The following is a 19757-nucleotide window of genomic DNA, read 5'->3' on the forward strand; positions in this document are numbered from 1 at the left end:
CTCCTGATGGGCGTGATTCACCCTGAAACAGTGTAGTTCACCCCTCCTCGCCCACCTCCATGACCAGACGATTATCCACCCAGCGCACCGGCACGGATTCCAGCGTCGCGCCTTGGCACGGCCCATCGATACAGTGCCCGTCTTCAAACCGAAACATCGCACTGTGATGCGCGCACATCAGCACCTGGCCGCGATAGGTGCAGAATTCCTGCGGGCGATAGTCCAGTGGCACGGAAAAATGCGGGCAGCGGTTGATGTACACCCACACCTGCTCGCCCTGGCGCACCGCGACGAGGCCGGCGGGATGCAGTTGCTGATGCTGCGGCAGCCCCAGGGCGCCGCCGTCGGTGATGTCTTCCCGTTGGCACAAGATGATGAGGGTCATGCTCAGCCCCGCCGTTCCGGATTGCCGAGACTCCAGTGCCAGGGACGAATCTGGATGCTCGAAAACAGCCCGGCCTGGACGTAGGGATCGTCCTGGATGAACGATTCCACCTCGGACAGGCTGCCGGCTTCGATCACCAGCAGCGTGCCATTCATCGCCAGGCCCGCGTCATCAAGGGTCGGGCCTCCAAGGCGCACGACCACCCGGTGCGCATCGGTCCCACGCAAATGCGCCTGGTGGCTCGGCCGCAAGCGCTGGCGCAAGGCCAGGCTATCCGGGTGGTCGGTGGCGAATACGGCAAAAAACTGGCCCATGATTCACGCCGCCTCCATGACGAATTCGTAACAGGCACGCTTGAACGGCAATGGCATGCCCAACCGTGCCGACAGGTCATCGTGACTCGTTCGATCCTCATAGATCACCTGCAACGACTGTTTAACCCCGAAAACCGCATCGGACGCCAGGTACGGATCATCGTGATTGAACAGATGGGTCACCAGTTTGCGATACCCCGGCGCCTCGATCATGAAATGCAGGTGCGCCGGCCGCCAAGGGTGCCGATTGGCGGCCTTGAGCATGCGCCCCACCGGGCCATCGGTCGGAATCGGATAACACACCGGGACAATCGTGCGGATCGCAAAGCAGCCGTCGGCGTCGGTGCGATAGCGCCCGCGCAGGTTACCGAACGGCTGTTCTGTGTCCTGGCCCGAATACATGCCGTTTTCGGCGGTCTGCCAAACGTCCAGCACCGCGCCGGCCAGGGCATTGCCCTGGGTATCGACCACCCGCCCGCGCACCAGCGCCGCCTCGCCCGGGGTGAAGGCCATGTTCTCGCCGAACGCGCGCTCGGGCATGCCTTCGATGTAGAACGGCCCGAACACCGTGGTCTCTGTGGCCGTGGCGCTGTGGCGATGATTGATCGCGTCGACCAGCATCGATACGCCAAGGGTGTCCGACAGCAGGATGAATTCCTGGCGCACCTGGCCGTCGCACTTGTGGCCGGTCTCGGTCAGGAAACGTATCCCTTCAAACCACTCTTGCTCGGTCAGTTCAACCTCGCTGACAAACGCATGCAGGTGCCGCACCAGGCTCTGCATGATCTGTTTGTAGCGCGCATCGGTTGCATCAGCGAAGCTGTTCACGGCCTGCTCGCAGATCAGTTTTTCCATGGAATTATCGTGATCGGTCATTGTTTTTATTCCGACATGTGCTGATAGCACGGTTGATCAGGCTGGCGCCTGGCCCAGCATGGCGCGGGTCAGCAGCGCTTCGATCGGGCCTTGTTCGAACGGCCGTGGATTGTAATACGGGCTGGCACAGGCGATTTGCGCCGCTTCGGCCGGACCGCTGGGCGGCAGGCCAATATCAGCCAGTGCCAATGGAATGCCCAGTTTCTGGTTGAGCGCATACAACAAGGCGCCTACCTCACTGGCGTCGCGACCACCCAGGGCTCGGGCGGCACGTTGCAAGGGTTCGGCGGCGGCCTCGCGGTTGTAATGCGCGGCATGGGGCAGGACGATGGCGTGGGCTTGGGCGTGGGGCAGATTGAATGTGCCGCCCAGGGTGTGGCAGAGCTTGTGGTGCAAGGCCATACCGACCGAGCCCAGGCAGATGCCCGCCAGCCAGGCACCATACAACGCCTGGCTGCGAGCATCGGGATCGTTCGGGTCCTTGACCACCCCCGGCAATGCCTGCGCCAGCGAGCGGATCGACTCTTCGGCCATGAAACCGATGATCGGGTTGGCGTCCTCGGCGTACAGCGCTTCCACTGCGTGGGCCATGGCGTTCATGCCCGAACAGGCGGAGATCTGCGCCGGCAGGGTCAGGGTCAATTGCGGATCATAGATCACGGTTTTCGGCAGCACCCGTGGGTCGCGTCCGGTTTTCTTCAGGCGGTTTTCGGTCAGGCCGTAGATCGGCGTCATCTCCGAACCGGCGTAGGTGGTCGGCACCGCCACAATCGGCAGCCCCGAATCCATGGCGATCGCCTTGCCCAGGCCAATGGTCGAGCCACCGCCGATGGCCACGCAGCAATCGGCATCCAGGCGCGCCGCCTCGATGCGCGCCGCTTGCGCCACTTCCAGCGGCACATGCATCACCGCGTGCGGGTACACACCCGCGGCACGTTCACCGAGCAACGCCGCAACGCGTTCGCCGAGCCCGTGCTGTTCCGGCGTGGTGAGGATCAGCGCCCGTCGGGCGCCCAGGCGCTCGATTTCTTCAGCCAGTGCCGAGAGCTTGCCCCAGCCGAACACCACGCGGGTCGGCAGGCTTTGGTAGACAAAAGGATTCATGGCCGACCTCAGCGTTTGAAGTGTGGGGGGATTTTCGCGTCGACGTTGACCCACACCGAGCGCGCTTCGGTGTAGTCGTGGATCGCTTCAAAGCCCATTTCCCGGCCATAACCGGACTGCCCTACGCCGCCGAACGGACTGCCGGGGCTGACGCGCTTGTAGCAGTTGATCCAGCACATGCCCGCGTGGATCGCGTCGGCCATTTTATGCGCGCGGCTGAGGTTTTGCGTCCACAGGCCACTGCCCAGCCCGTACTCGGTGCTGTTGGCAATGGCCAGCGCTTCTTCGTCGGTGCTGAAACGCACCACCGTGACGAAGGGACCGAAGACCTCTTCCTGGCAGACACGGTCACCCGGCTTGGCTTCGACCACTGTGGGTTCGACATAGAAACCCTTGGCCAAGGCCTGGTCGTCCGGCGCCTTGCCACCGGCGAGGATCTTGCCGCCCTGCTCGATGGCGATATCGATGTAGGCCAGAACCCGGTCGCGGTGCAGGGCCGAGGTCAGCGGGCCCATCTCGGTGTCGGGGTTCATCGGGTCACCGAGGCGAATCGACTTGGCCAGGGCGATGAAGCGCTCCAGGAATGCATCAGCGATGTCTTCATGCAGAATCAACCGCGAACCGGCGATACAGGCCTGGCCCTGGTTATGGAAGATCGCCCAGGCAGCGCCGTTGACCGCCGCTTCCAGATTGGCGTCTTCAAATACAATGTTCGCACCCTTGCCACCCAGTTCCAGTTGAATGCGCTTGAGGTTGCCCTGCGACGCTTCGACAATCCGCCGACCGGTCGCGGTTGAGCCGGTAAAGGCAATCTTGCCGACGTCAAGGTGCTCGGCCAGCGCCTGGCCCGCGGTATGGCCGTAACCCGGCACCACGTTGACCACGCCTTTGGGAAATCCGACTTCGGTCATCAGCTCGACAATGCGCAAGGTCGACAGCGGCGTGATTTCCGAGGGCTTGATGACGATGGTGTTGCCCGCCGCCAGTGCCGGGCCCATCTTCCAGCTGGTGAACATCAGCGGAAAGTTCCAGGGCACGATCTGCCCGACCACGCCGATTGGCTTGCGCTGCACGTAATTGAGGAACCCGGCTTCCACCGGAATCACCGCGCCTTCGATCTTGTCGGCCATGCCGCCGAAGTAACGGAAGCACGCCGCGGTGCGCGGCACGTCGAGGCCACGGGAATCGCGGATCGGGTGCCCGGTGTTAAGGGATTCCAGCTGTGCCAGTTCTTCGCTGCAGGCCTCGATCCGGTCCGCCAATTTGAGTAACAGGCGCCCACGCTCGGCGGCACCCAGGGCCGACCAGGCCGGGAAAGCACGTTTGGCGGCGGCCACCGCGAGGTCGATGTCGGCGGCCTCGGCGGCGGCGATGCGGGTGATCAACGAGCCGTCATGGGGCGACACCACGTCGATGGTGCCGCCGGCGACCGCATCGACGAAGCGGCCATCGATATAGAGCTGATTTTGCATAATGGTTTCCTCGCACCGCGCCTTGGGCGCAGTGTCTGACTGGATGGCTGAGTGCATGGCCCGGCGCAAGGCCGGGCAAGACATGTGGTCTTAGAACTCGATCGGATACGGCTTGAGCTCACCGCTTTCGTAGCGTTGCGGCAGGTTCGGCGTGGCGTTTTCCCAGACCAGCAGCATCGAGCGCTTGGTCGAATAGCCCTGGTGGCGAATGTCGGCGGGCATGGCGCAGATATCGCCGGCCCGCATGGTGATGCGCGCACGGGGGTTGCCATCGTCCTTGTCGCCGACGTCCCAGATGATCTCGTCCGATAGCTGCAGGAACCACTCGATCCGGTCATTGCCATGGAACACCGGCAGGATGAATTCCTCGGTGGTCGGGCAGAACAGGCTGGCCTTGCACACCGAAGTCACCGAGGGGTTCCAGGTCACGTCGGAGCGCGACAGGTACTTGTGCAGGTTGAAGGCATGCATCTGGCCTTCGAAACCTTCTGCGGCGTGAATTTCCGGCTCGTCCTGCGGCACATCGATGAACTGGCGGTTGACCGGCAGATCGTTGCGCAGCGGCGAATCATCCGGCAGGCCGGGCATGCGCCGGGTGGCGATACGGAAGCGCTCGATGGCCTCGATGTTGTTGCCGTTCTTGCGACCGAAGGCGCTGCCGGTTTCTTCCGGTGCGGCGAAGGGGTCGAAGGTGGCGTTGGTCCAGTCGCGCAGGATCGCCTTGAATGTCGCCATGATCAGCGGCGTTTCGAAGTTTTCGGTGTAGTTGACCCCGGCCGCCTTCAGCGTGCCGTTGAAGGTGCCGGCGTACAGGTCGACCTTGCCGTAGTAGTTGCGGGTGCCGATGACGTGGTCGAAGTTGACCCAGCCGTAGAAAAAGCCCCAGGCCACGTCGCGCATCAAGGCACGCAGAAAGGCATCGGCCGGGATCAAGTGCGAACGGGTCTGGCCTTTGGCGGGCCAGGTAATGCGGGCGAAATACTCGTCGCGCGACAGTTCGAACGCGCCGAGTTTGAAAGAGCGATAACCGGTGACGGGATGGGCGGCGCTGACCTGGACATCTTCATCGGTGAACAGTGGCGTTTGGGCTGCGGTTTCAAGCATGGCCATGGCGGGATTCCTTTTGTTCTTGTGGGCGGGGACGGCTGGGCAGATCACTTGAAGCAGATGTCGGCCCACTTCTCGACCGACAACGGGCCTTTGATCGTCTGCTGCAGGATCACGCCCGGGCGACTGGCTTCGAAGCGATACGCCGTGCCCACCGGCAGCAGGCACTGGTGGCCGCGCTTGAGCAGGACGTAGCCCATGGGTTTGCCCTTTGGCACATCCCCGGCCAGTTGCGTGCCCTCGCCTGCTGTCAATGGCGTATCGAGCTTGAGGAAGTCCACCCGCACTTCGCCGTCCATGACGATGGCGAATTCGTCGTGCGCGGCCGTGTACCAGGGCGACTGGCCTTCGGCGCGCAGGGTTTCAATGACGTAGCCGAGGTTGAGGCCGACCACGACCTTTTCATACGGAAGGGATTTTTCCGCCACCTCGAAAACGTTGGAAAAGGCGTAGTGACTGGCCTGGCCGCTGATGATTTCAACCGAGCCCTTGGTGTATTTTTCCAGCGAGCCGAAGACCGTTTCGATTGCCGCGCTACTCATGGGTTTTCACCGTTTTGTTGTTGTAGTAACAGTGAGCCAACAGTACGTCGCGCCTGGTCCCGGAACAATTAGAGGACCGGCGACAACAGTGTTCGCGAAACGCAAACACTGTAAGAGTTGTGTAGGAGCTGTGTAGGAGCTGTCGAGTGCAACGAGGCTGCGATCTTTTGATCTTAAAAAACAAGATCAAAAGATCGCAGCCTGCGGCAGCTCCTACAGGGTGCGAGGTTCATTAGCGCACCCAGCCACGCTCCAGCAACGGTTTATCCCAGCAGGGCTCATCGCCGAAGTTCTCCACCAGAAAGTCGATCAACGTACGTACCTTCAAGGCCCGACGCTGGGTCGCGGGGTACACTGCTGAAAAATTGAAGGAGGACAACGCGTACTCAGGCAACACTGGAATCAACCGCCCGCTGAGCAGGTCGTCACTGGCCACCAGTGTCGGCAGGCAGACAATGCAGACTCCGGTCTGTGCGTAATCACGCAACAGGTGCACCGAGTTCGAGCGCACCTGGCCAGGCAGGCTCAGCTCGACTTGTTCGTCTTCGCGGTTGAACAGCCAGCGGTTGCGCGACGGATAACCCTCGTACAGGGCGATCTTGTGTTGCAGCAATTGCTGGGGATGGGTGGGCACGCCGAACTCGCTGGCGTAATCGGGAGACATGCAAAACAGCCGGCGAACGCTGAACAACTTGCGCTCGATCAGGGTTTCGGCCATTGGCGGGAACATCTGGAACGCCACATCGAAGCCTTCTTCGATCGGGTCCACCACCCGGTCGTTGACGATGACGTCCACTTCAATGTCCGGATACAGCCGGGTGAACTCGGCCAACAGGCGGCCGAAGTGCCCGATGGCAAATCCGGGCAGCATCTGCACCCGCAGTTTTCCGGTAGGTTTGGCGCGCAGTTCGCGCATGTGTTCGGTCAGCGAGTTGAAGCTCGCGACCATGTCCGCGCATTCCTTGTAGTACGTCTCCCCGACCTCGGAGAGGCGTACATGGCGTGTGCTGCGGTGGAACAGCGGCGCATTGATGAACTGCTCCAGCTGCTGGATGCGGTGGGTAATGACCGAGCGGGTCACGCCCAGTTGCTGGGCCGCCCTGGCGAAGTTGCCGGTTTCGGCAACCCGCACGAAGGCTTCGACACTGAGTAAACGATCCATGGGGGCAGGTTCTCTGGATGTTTTTGTTCTTATAGGAATACGAAGCGAGAACCTGCGAGATTACGATGAACTCGAATGGCAAGCCACTGTAGGAGCGAGCATGCTCGCGATGAACTCAAGAACGCCGATGGGTGTCAGGTTCCCCGCGTTTTCGTTAACGACCATCGCGAGCAGGCTCGCTCCTACAGGGGGGGCTGCGGTTAGCGGTTGAGCCAGGGATAGCGCGCCGTGTCCTGGCTGCCGTAGTCAGGGTCCAGGTAGATGAAGCAGCGCTGGATCTTGAAATCCCGGATCTCGAACACGTCGGCCCAGTAGCCGGCACCGGCCGCTGACGGGACGCCCGCACGCCAGTGGCCGTCGACGTGTTCACCAAAACTGGTGCCTTCGCAGACCAGCGTGTCGGTGCCCGTAAGAATCCAGTTGAAATGCGCATAGTCGTGGGTAATCGATTTCAAGCGGCTGCCAAGGTCGCTGAACATCTGGCCGATCTGCTCACGGCCGGTGGCCAGTCCCCACTTGGGAAACAGGACCTGTGCATCCTCGGCGAACAGGTCGAGAATGCTGCCGCCAGTGGAGGTGATACCGCCGTTGTCGAAGGCCTTGAGGTATTCCAGGGCGACCGATTTGCGTTGCTCGTCGGTCATTGTAAGGGTGCTGATCATGGCTGTCTCCGTCGTTTCGATATTGGAGTGATAAGGCTGTTGGCCGTCAGTGCAGCGACTTGATGTAGCTGATGATCTTCTGCCGCTTGGCCGGGTCGTCCTGCGAATAGACCATGGCGCTGCCCGGCGCCACGCTCTGGGCATCGGTGAGCCAGGCGTCGAGCATCGGCTCGTCCCAGACCTTGCCGGCCATGGCTTTGGTGAAGCCGTCGCTGTAGGTGAAGTTGGTTTCGCTGGCCGCCTTGCGACCCAGCAGCCCGAACAGGTTCGGGCCCTGCCCCGGCGGGCCGCCCTTGTCGAAGGTGTGGCAGACCGCGCAGTGGTTGGTCGCCAGTTTCTGCGCCAGCGCCAGGTCATCGGCCAAAGCGCTGCCGGTCAAAACAAAACTGGCCGCCATCGCCAACAGCGCCGGGGCTCGCAGGAAAAATTTCAAGTGCGTCATATCGTTGATCTCATGCAGTCACGGGGCTTGATTCAGCTTCGGCTCGGTTCTTTGTGCGCCTGGTTCGCCGCGCGATAGGCAAAGGCGATGATCGGGCCAAGCGTCGAACCACCGGCCCAGTAGGCACGACCGGAGGCCGACGCAACGCAGTTGCCGACGCCGTACAGGCCCGGGATCGGTGCATTGGCGTTGTTCAATACCTGGCCGACGGAGTTGGTTTTCGGACCACCCTTGGTGTCGAGGTTGCCGCCGGTGATCAACGCCGCGTAGTACGGCCCTTTCGCGGCCAACGGGTACATGGTCAGGTTGCCGGTGCGGTCGGGCTTGACCGGGCCGGTAAACACGCCCTGGATCACCAGCTCGCCGCGATGGAAGTCCAGATCCTTGCCCGTCTTGGCCAACTCGTTGAAGCGCTTGAGGGTGGCTTTCAGGTTGAGAGTGAAATCGGCGCTGAGCTTCATCCCGCCGATATCGGCGGCGTGTTTATCCAGGCGCTCGGCGATGTTCTTCGCCAGCTCTTCCAGGGTTTCGCCCTTGACCACATGGCGGTCGTTGCCGCCCTTGGGCACGATCGGAGAGCCGTATTCGTCGCTGCTGCAGTAGTCCTGGGCGCGCTGGTCCCAGATCGAGAACATCACCAGGTTCGGGTATTCGGCCTTATCGCCGTCCCACTGGAAGAAGGTCGGGACCAGTTCGTTGTAGACGGTCTTTTCGTTGACGACGCGCTTGCCGTACTTGTTCACCATCAGCATCGAATCGCCGTTCATGGTGAAAATGCCGGACATCGAGCCGTCCTTGGCCAGGGCTTTTTCCAACAGGATCGGGCACGACCAGGCGTAGTTCATGTTGCGCAACTGCACCCCCAGCTCGCTGGAAATCCGGATGAAATCGCCTTCGTTGGTCAGGGCGGCGCAGCCGCCGTAAACGGGGGCGTTGAGGAAGTTGCGGCGCAGTTCCGGATCGTGGGTAAAACCACCCGTAGCGAAGATCACCGCTTTGCGCGCCTTGACCCGTTGCCGCGCACCCTCTTCGGTCTCGACTTCGACGCCGATCGCTTCGCCCGCGCCGTTGAGGATCACTTTCACCACGCGCTCGCCGGTACGAATCTGCACGCCGTCACGCTTGGCGGCGGCGGTCAGCGTACGAATCGCCACGCGACCGCCGTCGGACATGCTGGGCCGGGCTTCCTTGGGCACCAGTACGCGGCCTTTCTTGGCCTTGTCTTCGGACAGCTCTGCGAAATAGTCCGGTACGTCCGGGCAATGGCGATAAGGCAGTGCGTCGCGTTCGGCCAGCAGTTCGGCAGCGGGCGAGGCGCTCTCGTAGATCGCCTCGCACATCTCGTATTCCCAATCCGACAGGCCAAGTTTGGGCAACGAGGCGTCGTAGGATTGCGGACGTGTCAACCGGGCGACATAGCGCATGTAATCGGCTTTTTCATCGACGATGCCGGCGTCGCGCATCGGCTTGTTGTTCGGCACCCAGTACCAAAACGCCGCTTTCGCCGCGGTGCCCCCAGGGCTGCCGGCTTTTTCCAGGATAACCACGTCATTGCCCAGCCAGCGGGAAAACAACGCGGTAGGCAAACCGCTTCCACCACCGCCGACCACGACAATGTCGTGCTCTCGATCAAAGGGCAGCTCGTCGCTGGCCATCGCCCGTGCGGCCACCCCCGACAAGGCGGCGACAGCCGTACCAGCGGCGCCGGCCTTGATGAAGCTGCGGCGTGACAGGGCAAGTTTCTGGTTTTCTTCGTTCACTTTTTATTCTCCGGAATGAGTAGCGGCGACGCAGGCAGGCGTCGGTGATTCACCAGTAATGCCAGAGCTGCACAAACAGGCCGTCGGTGACGGTGGTGTTGCGCCCTTCCACGCCTTTGGAATAGTGGATGGACACCTGGTCCCACATTTTCTGGGCGAAGACCTTTTGCACGCCGGGCTTGAGCTGGAACAGCACGCCGGCGCCGAGCGCGGTTTCGTTGGATTCAGAGAATTCGATGGTGTTGTTGTTGCGATCATCGGAGCCGAAGGTTTTCTGGTAGTCGGCACTGAGGAAGGGCGTGACCTGGTAGGTCGGGCGGTCCACGATGTTGTAGCCCAGGCGCAGGTTGGCGTGGCCGGTATCGCCAGGTTCGGTGTGGTGCGGACCATCGCCGCGAAGGATCGCGCCGACCAGCAAATCGATGTTCACTTTGCCCAGCCATTCGTTGTAGAACAGCGACGGCCACAACGCGTAGGTGTCGCTGCTGACCGAGTCCGCGCCGGTCGGCAGTTGCACATAGGCTTGCGCACCGATAGTGCGCAGCGGCGTCGGGTTGTACCAGACCAGGCCGCCGACCAACGGATCGCCGAGCCCGCTGACCCGCGTGCCGTTGCCGCGCACGGCAATCTCCGGGAGGGTGATACTGGCGATGAAGCCGGTATTGGGCAGGCCGTCCATCTTCCAGTAGTGCAACAACGACGTCAGGCCAACGTAGGTCTCGGTGTTGCTGCCGGCGACCTTGTTGCCGTGATCGTCAAAGCGTTTGCGGTCGTCGTTGTATTCAAATTCCTGACCCACCGAGTTGTAGGGCTCGGTGAAGTCCGAACTGAACTGAAAGCTTTGGGGCCGGTTGCTGGCATAGGGGATGCCGGATGCTTGCGCCATCGCGGGAAACAATAGGCCAGCCCCCAGAACGGGAGCGAACAGGGTCGCAGCGCAACCCCATGCACGAATACTCATACCTGCCTTCCTTATTTTTATTAGGCGCCAAACCCCCGAAGGGGCGTAAGGCCGAAAGCAAGGTGTGACGTCTTGATGAGCCCTGGCTGGAGCTCCACCGGATCGTTGACCAATCCCGGTGTTCGGCGAGATGGAGGCTACAAGCCGGCCACTGCACCAACAATTCCATTCTCGGCGACATCAGTGTTTGCGTATTCAGAACAATGGGGCGGAGGATTTGAGTAGGAGATCATTAAAACTGTGGGAGCGAGCCTGCTCGCGAAAGCGTCGGGTCAGTCAACTTGATATTGAAGCTGATGGCCTCTTCGCGAGCAGGCTCGCTCCCACAGGGGTCAAGCACTCACAGTTTCGGATCGATGCAGTGGATAGAGCTGTTCGTCGAACTGCGACAGCTTGGGGAACACCAAGGGTTGATCATCACTCAGGTGTTGCAGGCGCTGATCGTAATCCAGCAAAAACGCCTGTCGCGCCTCATCGCTGATGTACGGCACATGCCAGGCCACGAACGGCTCCAGCACATCAAACCCGACATACGCCAACGTCCCGCGCAGAATCGGCCGCAGCATGTCCTGCAACGGCCCGTGGATCGCCTCCTCACCGAACATGTGCTCACGCCCACCCAAAGTCACGGTAACCAACGCCTTTTTCCCGGCCAAGCCGCCCTGATCGTAGAAGCGCTTGCCGCCGTAGCAGATGCCCGAGACCAGCACCCGGTCGATCCAGCCCTTGAGCATGGCCGGGGTGGAGAACCAGAAGATCGGGAAGTTGAGGATCAGCAGGTCGGCCCATAGCAATTTATCCAGTTCAGCCTGGATGTCCGCTGCCAGTGACTGGCTTTTCACACCGAGGCGTTGTTCCAGCGCATACACCAGGTACTCGGGATTTTCCCGCTTTGAGAAGTCATCGGCGCTGGCCACCGGGTTCCAGTTCATCTTATACAGGTCGCTGACCTGCACTTCATGGCCCTGGGCTTCAAGGGTCGCGACGGCCTGGTCGCGCAGGGCGGCGGTGAAGGATTGCGGCTCGGGGTGAGCATGGACGATCAGTACTTTCATGGGGATTCCTTAGACTTTTTCCAGCGTAGGGTTTGAATTCGCGGTAGCACGACTGGCCAGCAAGCGGTCGAGCCAGTCGGGGTCCATTTGGGGTTCGGAGGAAAACAGCAGCCCGGTATAGTCTTGATGCGGCGGGGTGAAAATAGCACTGCGCGAGCCATGATCCACCACCCTGCCCCGTTGCATCACCAGCACTTCGTCGGCAATCGCGCGCACGGTGGCAACGTCATGGGTAATGAACAGGTAGGCGACGCCGAGCTGTTGCTGAATGCGGTTGAGCAACTTGAGCACACCTTCGGCCACCAGTTGGTCGAGGGCCGAGGTGACTTCGTCGCAGATGATCAGTTGCGGGTCGGCGGCCAGGGCTCGGGCGATGCAGATCCGCTGTTTCTGTCCACCAGATAATTCCCGGGGCTGACGCTCCATGAACGTTGCCGGGTCCAGTTCGATCATCTCCAGCAGCTCGGCCACCCGCGCGCGCATGGCCTTGCCCTTGAGCCCCAGATAGAACGTCAGTGGCCGGCCGATGATGTCGACGATGCGCTGGCGCGGGTTCAGCGCCGTGTCGGGGATCTGGTAAATCATCTGCACGCGCCGCAGTTGCTCCTTGCTGCGCTGGCGAAAGTCCGCTGGCAGCAGTTCGCCGTCATACAGCACTTGACCTTGGGTCGGTGGCAACAAGCCGGTGATCAACCGCGCCGTGGAGCTTTTGCCGCTGCCCGATTCGCCGATGACCGCCAGGGTCTGGCCGCGATACAGCTTCAAGGAAACGTCATGCAGCACCGGTTGCCGCCCGTAGCTGGCGCAGCTGTTGCGCAGTTCCAGCAGCGGCTTTTCCTGTTGCGGGCAGGCTTTGGCTTCGGTGCGGAAACTGCGCACCGCCCACAGTGACTTGGTGTATTCCTCCTGCGGGTCACCGAGCATCTTGCGGGTCTCGGCCTCCTCCACCAGCTTGCCGTGGCGCAGCACCATGATGCGGTCGGCCATCTGCGCCACCACCGCGAGGTCGTGGCTGATGTAGATCGCCGCGCTGCCGTAGGTCTTCACCGCATCGCGAATCGCCGCCAGCACCTCGATCTGGGTGGTGACGTCCAGGGCGGTGGTCGGTTCGTCAAAGATGATCAAGTCCGGATGGCAGGCCATCGCCATGGCGGTCATGACCCGTTGCAGCTGGCCGCCGGAGACCTGGTGCGGGTAACGCTGGCCGATCTGTTCGGGGTTGGGCAAGCGCAGCACGCGATACAATTCCACCGCCTCGCGCATCGCCTGTTCACGGCTGATGCCACCGTTCTTCACCGCCGTTTCCACGTGTTGATCGATCAAGCGATGGGCGGGGTTGAACGAGGCTGCCGCACTTTGCGCGACGTAGGCGATGCGCAGGCCGCGCAATTTGCGCAAGGCTTCGGGTTTGGCCTTGAGCAGGTCGATGCCATCGAAATGCACCGTGCCGCCGGTAATTTTGCAGCCGTCACGGGTATAGCCCATGGCAGATAAGCCGAGGGTCGATTTGCCCGCCCCGGATTCACCGATCAGCCCCAGCACCTCACCACGTTGCAGGGTCAGGTCGATGCCCTTGATCAGCGGATGCCAGGCATCCTCGTAGTGACCTTCGATGTGCAGGTTGCGGATTTCCAGCAACGGTTTGGATGTCGTCATGTTCAGCACTCCTTGAGGCCGCTGGACTTGTGCAGCATCCAGTCGACGACGAAGTTGACGCTGACTGTGATCAAGGCCACGGCTAGGGCGGGCAGTAAAGGACTGATGTCGCCAAAGGTGATCAGCACCGCGTTGTCGCGCACCATGCTGCCCCAGTCCGCGGTGGGCGGCTGGATGCCCAGGCCGAGGAATGACAACGCACTGATGAACAGGAACACGAAACAGAACCGCAGGCCGAATTCGGCAATCAGCGGCGCTGCGGCGTTGGGCAGTACCTCGCGGGTGACCAGCCAGCACAGGCCTTCACCGCGCAAGCGCGCGGCTTCGACGAAGTCCTGCACCACCACGTTCATCGCCACGGCGCGGGACAGGCGAAACACCCGGGTCGCATCCAGCAGCGCGATCACCAGCACCAGTGACGTGGCCGTGGTGCCAACCACGCTGAGAATCAGCAAGGCAAAGATCAATTGCGGAATGGCCATCAGGATGTCAACGACCCGCGACAGGCCCTGATCGACCCAACCGCCCTTGATCGCCGCGATCAGGCCGCAGGTGCCACCGAGCAGGAACGCCAGCACCGTGGTCAGGAACGCGATGCCCAGTGTGTTGCGCGCACCAAAGACCAGGCGGCTGAACATGTCGCGCCCCAGGTTATCGGTGCCCAACAGGAACTGCCCGCCCCACGGCGCGAAGCCCTCGCCCACCACCTGGGTTTCGCCAAACGGCGCCAGCACCGGGGCGAACAGCGCCACCAGGATATACACGACGATCACCAGTAATCCGAACTTCGCACTCAGCGGCGCCCGGAGCGATTCTTTAAGCAGGCTCATGGTCTACCCCTTTGGATGCATCAGGCGTGGGTTGCTGGCAATCGACAGCACGTCGGCACTGGTATTGAGCAGGATGTAGGTGGCGGCAAAGATCAGGCTGCAAGCCTGGACCACCGGGATATCGCGCTTGGCCACCGAGTCCACCAGCAACTGGCCGAGGCCCGGATAGACGAACACCACCTCGACCACCACCACGCCAACCACCAGGTACGCCAGGTTCAGCGCCACCACGTTGACGATCGGCGCCAGCGCGTTGGGCAAGGCATGATGGAAGATGATGCGCGACTGGCTGATGCCCTTGAGCCGGGCCATTTCGATGTAGGGGCTGGCCAGCAGGTTGATCAAGGAGGCGCGGGTCATGCGCATCATCTGCGCGATCACCACCAGACTCAGGGTCGCCACTGGCAGCACCGAGCGCTCCAGTACCTCACCCAGACTGGCGTTTGGCGAGAGGTTGGAAATGCTCGGGAACCAATTGAGCTTCACCGCGAACACCAGGATCAGGATGTAGGCAACGAAGAACTCGGGGAACGACACCGCGCTCAGGGCCGAGGTGTTCAGCAGGCGGTCGAACCAGCTGTTGCGGTACAACGCCGCGAGCATGCCCAGCAACAATGCCAAAGGCACCGACACCAACGCGGCCAACAGCGCCAGGCTGAAGGTGTTGCCCAGGCGACTGCCGACCAGTTCGGCGATCGGCCGCTGGTTGGCCAGCGATACGCCGAGATCACCGTGCAGCAGTTGCCAGATCCACTGCCCGAAACGGGTCAGGGGTGGCAGGTCCAGGCCCAGTTGCGCGCGATAAGCCGCCACGGTTTCCGGGGTGGCGGACTGGCCGAGCATAGCCTGGGCGATATCGCCCGGGAGCAGGCCGACGGCGAGGAAGATGATGACGGATACCGCCAATAGCGAAAGCAGGCCTAAAGCCAGACGCTGCCCCAATAACTTGAAAATACTCTTCATCGTGCAGTCCTAGAAATGGGCACCTTTTTATGATCGTTCCCACACTGTGCGTGGGAACGATCACCGATTCACCGTGCGATTCCTTACGAAGATCACAATTTCCCCTGTAGGAGCGAGCATGCTCGCTCCTACAGGGGTTTTTCATTGGTTTGGCGAGCGCTTATGCCTGCCACCAGCGTTCGATCACGCGCAAGCCGTCGAGCTCTCCGTATGGCGCGGTCTGCCCGCCGTGGGCCACACGGTTGGAACGCGCCGCCACGGAGCTGGCGAACAGCGGCACGATCGCCCCGCCGTCGTCCCGGCACAGCGCCTGCATTTCGTTGTACATCTCACGGCGCAACGGCTCGTTCATCTCGCCCCGGGCCGCGTTAAGCAGCTGGTTGAAACGCGGGTTGTCCCAATGGGTTTCGTTCCACGCCGCGCCCTTGGCGTAGCCGATGCTGAACATGCGGTCGGCCGTCAGGCTGCTGTACCAGAACGAGGTGGTGAAGGGTTGCTTCATCCAGACGTTGGAGAAGAAACCGTCGGCGGGCTCGCGCACCACGTCGATGTCGATCCCGGCCGCACGGGCCTGTTCCTTGAACAGCACCGAGGCATCGACGGCGCCGGTGTACGCCGCGTCGGAGGCCTGCAGGCGCACCTTGAGCGAATCCAGACCGGCCTTTTTCAGGTGGAAACGCGACTTGTCCGGGTCATAGGTGCGCTGTTCCAGCGCGGTGTTGATGAAGCGGCTACCGGGCTGGATCGGATGATCGTTGCCCACCAGGCCATAGCCGTACAGCACTGAAGCCAGCAGGGTTTCGCGGTTGATTGCGTGCTTCATCGCCAGGCGCACGTCGTTGTTCTGGAACACCTGGCTGTCGGTGAGCATCGGGAAGGTGTAGTGCTGGGCACCCTTGGTTTCTTCGATGACCAGGTTCGGGTTGCGCTTGAGCAACGCTACCGTCTTGAGGTCGACCTTGTTGATCACGTCCACTTGCCCCGTGACCAGCGCATTGACCCGCGCTGCGCCGTCGGCGATGGCGATCAACTCGGCACTGGCGAAGTGCGCACGCCCGGCTTTCCAGTAATCGGGGTTGCGTTCCAGGGTCATGCGCACGCCCGGTTCGAAGTCCTTGAGGCGATAGCCACCGGTGCCGGCGCCAGCCTGCCAGTCCGCCACGCCGTCCTTGCTCGGCAGGATCGCCAAGTGATAATCGGCGACCACGTAGGAGAAATCGGCGTTGCCCGAATGCAGTTCGAACACCACGCTGTCGCTGCCATTGGCGCTGACCTTGGCCACGTCGCCCAGCACGGTCTTGGCCGCCGAGGTGGACTTCTCGCCGAGGTGATGCTGGATCGACGCGACCACGTCATCGGCGGTCAGGCTCTTGCCGTTGTGGAAGGTCACGCCCTGGCGCAGCTTGAAGGTCCAGACGCGGGCATCAGGGGTTGAGGTCCAACTCTCGGCCAGTTCCGGAATCGCGGTGCCGTCTACGGCGATTTCAGTCAGGGTGTTATAGACCGCCGAGAAACCGACGAAGGTAAAGGTGTCCGCCCAGGACCCCGGGTCTTTCGAGTCGGTGGTACTGCCGCCGGCAAGGCCCAGGCGCAATATGCCGCCCGGCTTCGGCGTGGCTTCTGCAGCGAAGGCGCCTGTCGGCAAGCCCATGGAGAACGCCCCGGCCACCGCCACGGCGGCGGCGCTGTACTTCAGGAAGTCCCTGCGCGGGAAACTGAATTCATTGTTCGCTTGAGTAATCTTGTTTTTGTTATCGCTCATTGCATTGCCCCTGATAAAAGCTAATGAAATACCCGTGCAAAACCACGCAAGACACCGGGCCTGGGCCCGGTGCATACAGTCTTTGAATCGTTGATGGTCACACCTGGATCGCCTTCACTTCGACGAATTCGCCCAGCCCCTCTTCCCCCCATTCACGCCCGTTACCGGATTGTTTGTAGCCGCCGAACGGCGCCTGATAGTTGAATGCCGCGCCATTGAGGAAGCATTGCCCTGCGCGCAACTGTCTGCCCAGTTGCAAGGCACGCTCGGCACTGCCGGCCCAGACCCCGCTGGACAGGCCAAACGGCGAGTCGTTGGCGATCTGGATCGCCTGCGCCTCATCCTCATAAGGGATCAGGCACAGCACCGGGCCGAAGATTTCTTCCTGGGCGATGCGCATGCGGTTGTTAACGTCGGCGAACAGCGTCGGGCTGACGTAGTAGCCACGCTCGAATTCCTGCGCCGCGTCACCACCGCACAACAGGCGTGCACCCTCTTCCTGGCCGATCCTGATGTAGTCGAGCACGGTGCGACGTTGCCCGGCGGAGCACATCGGGCCAAGGAAGCTCTGCGGATCCAGCGGATCGCCCATCTTCAGGCTCAGGGTTTCCTCCAGCGCAATTTCCAGCGCCTCGGCATAACGACTGGCCGGCAGCAGCATGCGGGTCAACGCGGTGCAGGTCTGGCCGGAGTTGATCATCACGTCCTGGACGCCATAGCGCACCGCTGCCTCCAGATCGGCATCCTCGGCAATCAGCAACGCCGACTTGCCGCCCAGCTCCAGGCACACGCGCTTCACCGAAGGCGCGGCGGCCTGTGAGACGCGAACGCCTGCGCCGGTGGAACCGGTGAACGACACCATGTCCACGTCCGGGTGTTTGGCCAAGGCTTCGCCGACCTTGGAGCCCGGTCCGCTGACCAGGTTGAACACCCCCGCCGGCAGGCCGATGTCCTCGATCATCTGGGCCAGCAAGAACGCGTGCAACGGGGTTTCCTGGCTTGGCTTGACCACCACCGTGCAACCCGCCGCGAGCGCCGGGGCGAGTTTGCCGATCAACTGGTGCAGCGGGTAGTTCCAGGGGTTGATGAACGCACAGACGCCCACCGCCTCGCGGTACACCCGCGAGTTGCCGACCTCGCGCACTTCGTCCATCAGGCCTGCGAGTTCTACGTATTGTTCAAGGCCAATGATCGGCCCGTCCACTTGCACCGAACGGCACCATTGCACCGGCATCCCCAGTTCAGTGGTGATCACCGAGGCCATTTCATCGGCGCGGGTCTTCAGTTGTTCCGACAACGCACGGATGTAACCGGCACGCACGCTCGACGGAGTGCGCGACCATGGACCAAAGGCCCTGCGTGCAGCAGCCACGGCGTTGTCCACATCGCGTTCATCGCCCAACGGCACGCTGCCCGCCACTTCTTCGGTGGCCGGGTTGATCACTTGCGCGATGCCCTGGCCCGACGGGACTTGCCAGCGTCCATCGATAAACAGCGACTTGTGATTAAGCATGTAGCTGAGCCTCCATCAGTTCCTGGGCGCAACGGGCGATGCGCTGGCAGGCATCGCGCAAGGGTTCAGGGCCAACCACCAGGCCGAGGCGAATATGCCCGGCCGCGCTCGGGCCGAACGCTTCACCGGCGAGTACTGAAACCCCGTGGCGATCGAGCAGGCGATCAGCGAACGCCTGGGCGCTGAGCCCGGTTTCACGGATATCGAGCATCACGAACATCCCGCCATCGGGCTTCAGGGCACGCACGCCCGGGCAATCGGCCAGGTGCTCGCACACCAGGTCGCGACGCTGGCGATAGGCTTCGCGCATGGCGTCCAGTTCCGGCAGATCACTTTCCAATGCCACGACCGCCGCATCCTGAACGAAATCCGGCGAACCGTAGAGCATGCACAGCGCGAGGTTTTCCAGGTGCGCAGCCAGGGACGGCGGCGCCACCACCCAACCCACTCGCCAGCCGGTCATGGCGTGGGATTTCGACAGGCTGTTAAGGGTCGCGGTGCGCTCGGCCATGCCCGGCAGGCTCGCCGGGCTGACGTGTTCGCCGTCGAACAGCAGTTCGCTGTAGACCTCATCGGAAATCAGCCACAGGTCGTGGGCGATGCACAATTCGGCCAACGCTTGCCAGGTGCTGCGCGGCAGGCTTGCACCGGACGGGTTGTGCGGACTGTTCAGCGCCAGGGCACGGGTACGCGGGGTGATGCGCGCGGCGACGTCTTCGGGCAACACGCGAAAGCCGTTCTCCGAACGCACCGGCACCGGCACGACCTTGGCGCCGCAAGCGCCGAACACAGCTTCATAAGTGACGTACATCGGCTCGGCGACGATCACTTCATCGCCCGGATTGAGCACGCACTGGGCCACGCTGAACAGCGCGCACTGGGCGCCGGCCAGCACGGTGACTTCGTCCGCTGTCACCCGCTGCCCGCTGCGTTGATGGTGGCGCTTGGCGATGGCCTCCCGCAAGGCGCGCTTGCCGCGAACCTCGGCATAGTGGGTGTTACCGGCCAACAGACTGTCGATGGCGCCCTGCACGATGGGTTGCGGCGTGTCGAAATCCGGGTCGCCCACGGACAACAGCAGGATGTCCTTGCCCTGCTCCAGCATGGCCAGTGCACGGTAATGAATATCCCAGGCGGCAGCGCCGTCACCGGCGATACGTTGAGTCAGATCGGAAAAGCGCATGGCTTCAT

General features: G+C 62.2%; 19 protein-coding genes. All 19 read right to left on the reverse strand.

Annotated features, from left to right (window positions below; translation table 11 throughout):
* Nucleotides 1–37: 37 nt before the first annotated feature.
* The 19 genes from HGP31_RS15780 to HGP31_RS15870 all read right to left on the reverse strand — a co-directional run bounded on the left by HGP31_RS15780 (nucleotide 38) and on the right by HGP31_RS15870 (nucleotide 19749).
* A complete protein-coding gene (locus HGP31_RS15780) occupies nucleotides 38–385 on the reverse strand; it encodes a Rieske (2Fe-2S) protein (RefSeq protein WP_020799501.1) in 348 nt (115 codons plus the stop codon).
* A 2-nt stretch (nucleotides 386–387) separates the two neighbouring features.
* Entirely contained in the window at nucleotides 388–699 is a 312-nt protein-coding gene (locus HGP31_RS15785) for a YciI family protein (RefSeq protein WP_020799500.1), read from the reverse strand.
* A 3-nt stretch (nucleotides 700–702) separates the two neighbouring features.
* Nucleotides 703–1575 (reverse strand): intradiol ring-cleavage dioxygenase, encoded by an 873-nt coding sequence (locus HGP31_RS15790; RefSeq protein ID WP_168758158.1) that lies wholly within the window; start codon nucleotides 1573–1575, stop codon nucleotides 703–705.
* Between the two features lie 36 nt (nucleotides 1576–1611).
* On the reverse strand, nucleotides 1612–2679 hold the full coding sequence (locus tag HGP31_RS15795; RefSeq protein WP_168758159.1) for a maleylacetate reductase: 1068 nt from the start codon (nucleotides 2677–2679) through the stop codon (nucleotides 1612–1614).
* 8 nt (nucleotides 2680–2687) lie between these two features.
* Complete coding sequence (locus tag HGP31_RS15800; protein WP_168758160.1) at nucleotides 2688–4151, reverse strand: aldehyde dehydrogenase family protein; 1464 nt, start codon at nucleotides 4149–4151, stop codon at nucleotides 2688–2690.
* Between the two features lie 90 nt (nucleotides 4152–4241).
* A complete protein-coding gene (locus HGP31_RS15805) occupies nucleotides 4242–5261 on the reverse strand; it encodes a hydroxyquinol 1,2-dioxygenase (RefSeq protein ID WP_168758161.1) in 1020 nt (339 codons plus the stop codon).
* 44 nt (nucleotides 5262–5305) lie between these two features.
* Nucleotides 5306–5800 (reverse strand): cupin domain-containing protein, encoded by a 495-nt coding sequence (locus tag HGP31_RS15810; protein WP_168758162.1) that lies wholly within the window; start codon nucleotides 5798–5800, stop codon nucleotides 5306–5308.
* A gap of 232 nt (nucleotides 5801–6032) precedes the next feature.
* Entirely contained in the window at nucleotides 6033–6962 is a 930-nt protein-coding gene (locus HGP31_RS15815; protein ID WP_020799494.1) for a LysR family transcriptional regulator, read from the reverse strand.
* Between the two features lie 200 nt (nucleotides 6963–7162).
* Nucleotides 7163–7624 (reverse strand): nuclear transport factor 2 family protein, encoded by a 462-nt coding sequence (locus tag HGP31_RS15820; RefSeq protein ID WP_020799493.1) that lies wholly within the window; start codon nucleotides 7622–7624, stop codon nucleotides 7163–7165.
* 46 nt (nucleotides 7625–7670) lie between these two features.
* The gene (locus tag HGP31_RS15825) at nucleotides 7671–8066 is read right to left on the reverse strand and encodes a c-type cytochrome (RefSeq protein ID WP_168758163.1); all 396 of its coding nucleotides are present in this window, start codon (nucleotides 8064–8066) and stop codon (nucleotides 7671–7673) included.
* 32 nt (nucleotides 8067–8098) lie between these two features.
* Nucleotides 8099–9826 (reverse strand): FAD-dependent oxidoreductase, encoded by a 1728-nt coding sequence (locus HGP31_RS15830; RefSeq protein WP_033044409.1) that lies wholly within the window; start codon nucleotides 9824–9826, stop codon nucleotides 8099–8101.
* Nucleotides 9827–9875: 49 nt separating this feature from the next.
* Nucleotides 9876–10787, reverse strand: coding sequence for a transporter (locus tag HGP31_RS15835; protein WP_033044411.1), 912 nt, complete (start codon nucleotides 10785–10787; stop codon nucleotides 9876–9878).
* A 332-nt stretch (nucleotides 10788–11119) separates the two neighbouring features.
* Nucleotides 11120–11842, reverse strand: coding sequence for an NAD(P)H-dependent oxidoreductase (locus HGP31_RS15840; RefSeq protein ID WP_168758164.1), 723 nt, complete (start codon nucleotides 11840–11842; stop codon nucleotides 11120–11122).
* Nucleotides 11843–11851: 9 nt separating this feature from the next.
* Entirely contained in the window at nucleotides 11852–13498 is a 1647-nt protein-coding gene (locus HGP31_RS15845) for an ABC transporter ATP-binding protein (RefSeq protein ID WP_168758165.1), read from the reverse strand.
* Nucleotides 13499–13500: 2 nt separating this feature from the next.
* A complete protein-coding gene (locus tag HGP31_RS15850) occupies nucleotides 13501–14328 on the reverse strand; it encodes an ABC transporter permease (RefSeq protein WP_168758166.1) in 828 nt (275 codons plus the stop codon).
* A 3-nt stretch (nucleotides 14329–14331) separates the two neighbouring features.
* Complete coding sequence (locus HGP31_RS15855) at nucleotides 14332–15291, reverse strand: ABC transporter permease (protein ID WP_168758167.1); 960 nt, start codon at nucleotides 15289–15291, stop codon at nucleotides 14332–14334.
* A gap of 160 nt (nucleotides 15292–15451) precedes the next feature.
* Nucleotides 15452–17053, reverse strand: a complete 1602-nt coding sequence (locus tag HGP31_RS15860; RefSeq protein ID WP_168758168.1) for an ABC transporter substrate-binding protein — start codon at nucleotides 17051–17053, stop codon at nucleotides 15452–15454.
* A gap of 97 nt (nucleotides 17054–17150) precedes the next feature.
* Entirely contained in the window at nucleotides 17151–18566 is a 1416-nt protein-coding gene (locus tag HGP31_RS15865) for an aldehyde dehydrogenase family protein (RefSeq protein ID WP_168758169.1), read from the reverse strand.
* Nucleotides 18559–19749, reverse strand: a complete 1191-nt coding sequence (locus tag HGP31_RS15870; RefSeq protein ID WP_151142054.1) for a pyridoxal phosphate-dependent aminotransferase — start codon at nucleotides 19747–19749, stop codon at nucleotides 18559–18561. The genes HGP31_RS15865 and HGP31_RS15870 overlap by 8 nt, the downstream gene beginning before the upstream one ends.
* Nucleotides 19750–19757 lie beyond the last annotated feature (8 nt).

The organism is Pseudomonas umsongensis (assembly GCF_012647205.1).
Lineage (GTDB): Bacteria > Pseudomonadota > Gammaproteobacteria > Pseudomonadales > Pseudomonadaceae > Aquipseudomonas > Aquipseudomonas umsongensis.

Coding starts and splice junctions, on each gene's coding strand:
- HGP31_RS15780 (WP_020799501.1), bottom strand. CDS start 385: ATGACCCTCATCATCTTGTGCCAACGGGAAGACATCACCGACGGCGGC.
- HGP31_RS15785 (WP_020799500.1), bottom strand. CDS start 699: ATGGGCCAGTTTTTTGCCGTATTCGCCACCGACCACCCGGATAGCCTG.
- HGP31_RS15790 (WP_168758158.1), bottom strand. CDS start 1,575: ATGACCGATCACGATAATTCCATGGAAAAACTGATCTGCGAGCAGGCC.
- HGP31_RS15795 (WP_168758159.1), bottom strand. CDS start 2,679: ATGAATCCTTTTGTCTACCAAAGCCTGCCGACCCGCGTGGTGTTCGGC.
- HGP31_RS15800 (WP_168758160.1), bottom strand. CDS start 4,151: ATGCAAAATCAGCTCTATATCGATGGCCGCTTCGTCGATGCGGTCGCC.
- HGP31_RS15805 (WP_168758161.1), bottom strand. CDS start 5,261: ATGGCCATGCTTGAAACCGCAGCCCAAACGCCACTGTTCACCGATGAA.
- HGP31_RS15810 (WP_168758162.1), bottom strand. CDS start 5,800: ATGAGTAGCGCGGCAATCGAAACGGTCTTCGGCTCGCTGGAAAAATAC.
- HGP31_RS15815 (WP_020799494.1), bottom strand. CDS start 6,962: ATGGATCGTTTACTCAGTGTCGAAGCCTTCGTGCGGGTTGCCGAAACC.
- HGP31_RS15820 (WP_020799493.1), bottom strand. CDS start 7,624: ATGATCAGCACCCTTACAATGACCGACGAGCAACGCAAATCGGTCGCC.
- HGP31_RS15825 (WP_168758163.1), bottom strand. CDS start 8,066: ATGACGCACTTGAAATTTTTCCTGCGAGCCCCGGCGCTGTTGGCGATG.
- HGP31_RS15835 (WP_033044411.1), bottom strand. CDS start 10,787: ATGAGTATTCGTGCATGGGGTTGCGCTGCGACCCTGTTCGCTCCCGTT.
- HGP31_RS15840 (WP_168758164.1), bottom strand. CDS start 11,842: ATGAAAGTACTGATCGTCCATGCTCACCCCGAGCCGCAATCCTTCACC.
- HGP31_RS15845 (WP_168758165.1), bottom strand. CDS start 13,498: ATGACGACATCCAAACCGTTGCTGGAAATCCGCAACCTGCACATCGAA.
- HGP31_RS15850 (WP_168758166.1), bottom strand. CDS start 14,328: ATGAGCCTGCTTAAAGAATCGCTCCGGGCGCCGCTGAGTGCGAAGTTC.
- HGP31_RS15855 (WP_168758167.1), bottom strand. CDS start 15,291: ATGAAGAGTATTTTCAAGTTATTGGGGCAGCGTCTGGCTTTAGGCCTG.
- HGP31_RS15860 (WP_168758168.1), bottom strand. CDS start 17,053: ATGAGCGATAACAAAAACAAGATTACTCAAGCGAACAATGAATTCAGT.
- HGP31_RS15865 (WP_168758169.1), bottom strand. CDS start 18,566: ATGCTTAATCACAAGTCGCTGTTTATCGATGGACGCTGGCAAGTCCCG.
- HGP31_RS15870 (WP_151142054.1), bottom strand. CDS start 19,749: ATGCGCTTTTCCGATCTGACTCAACGTATCGCCGGTGACGGCGCTGCC.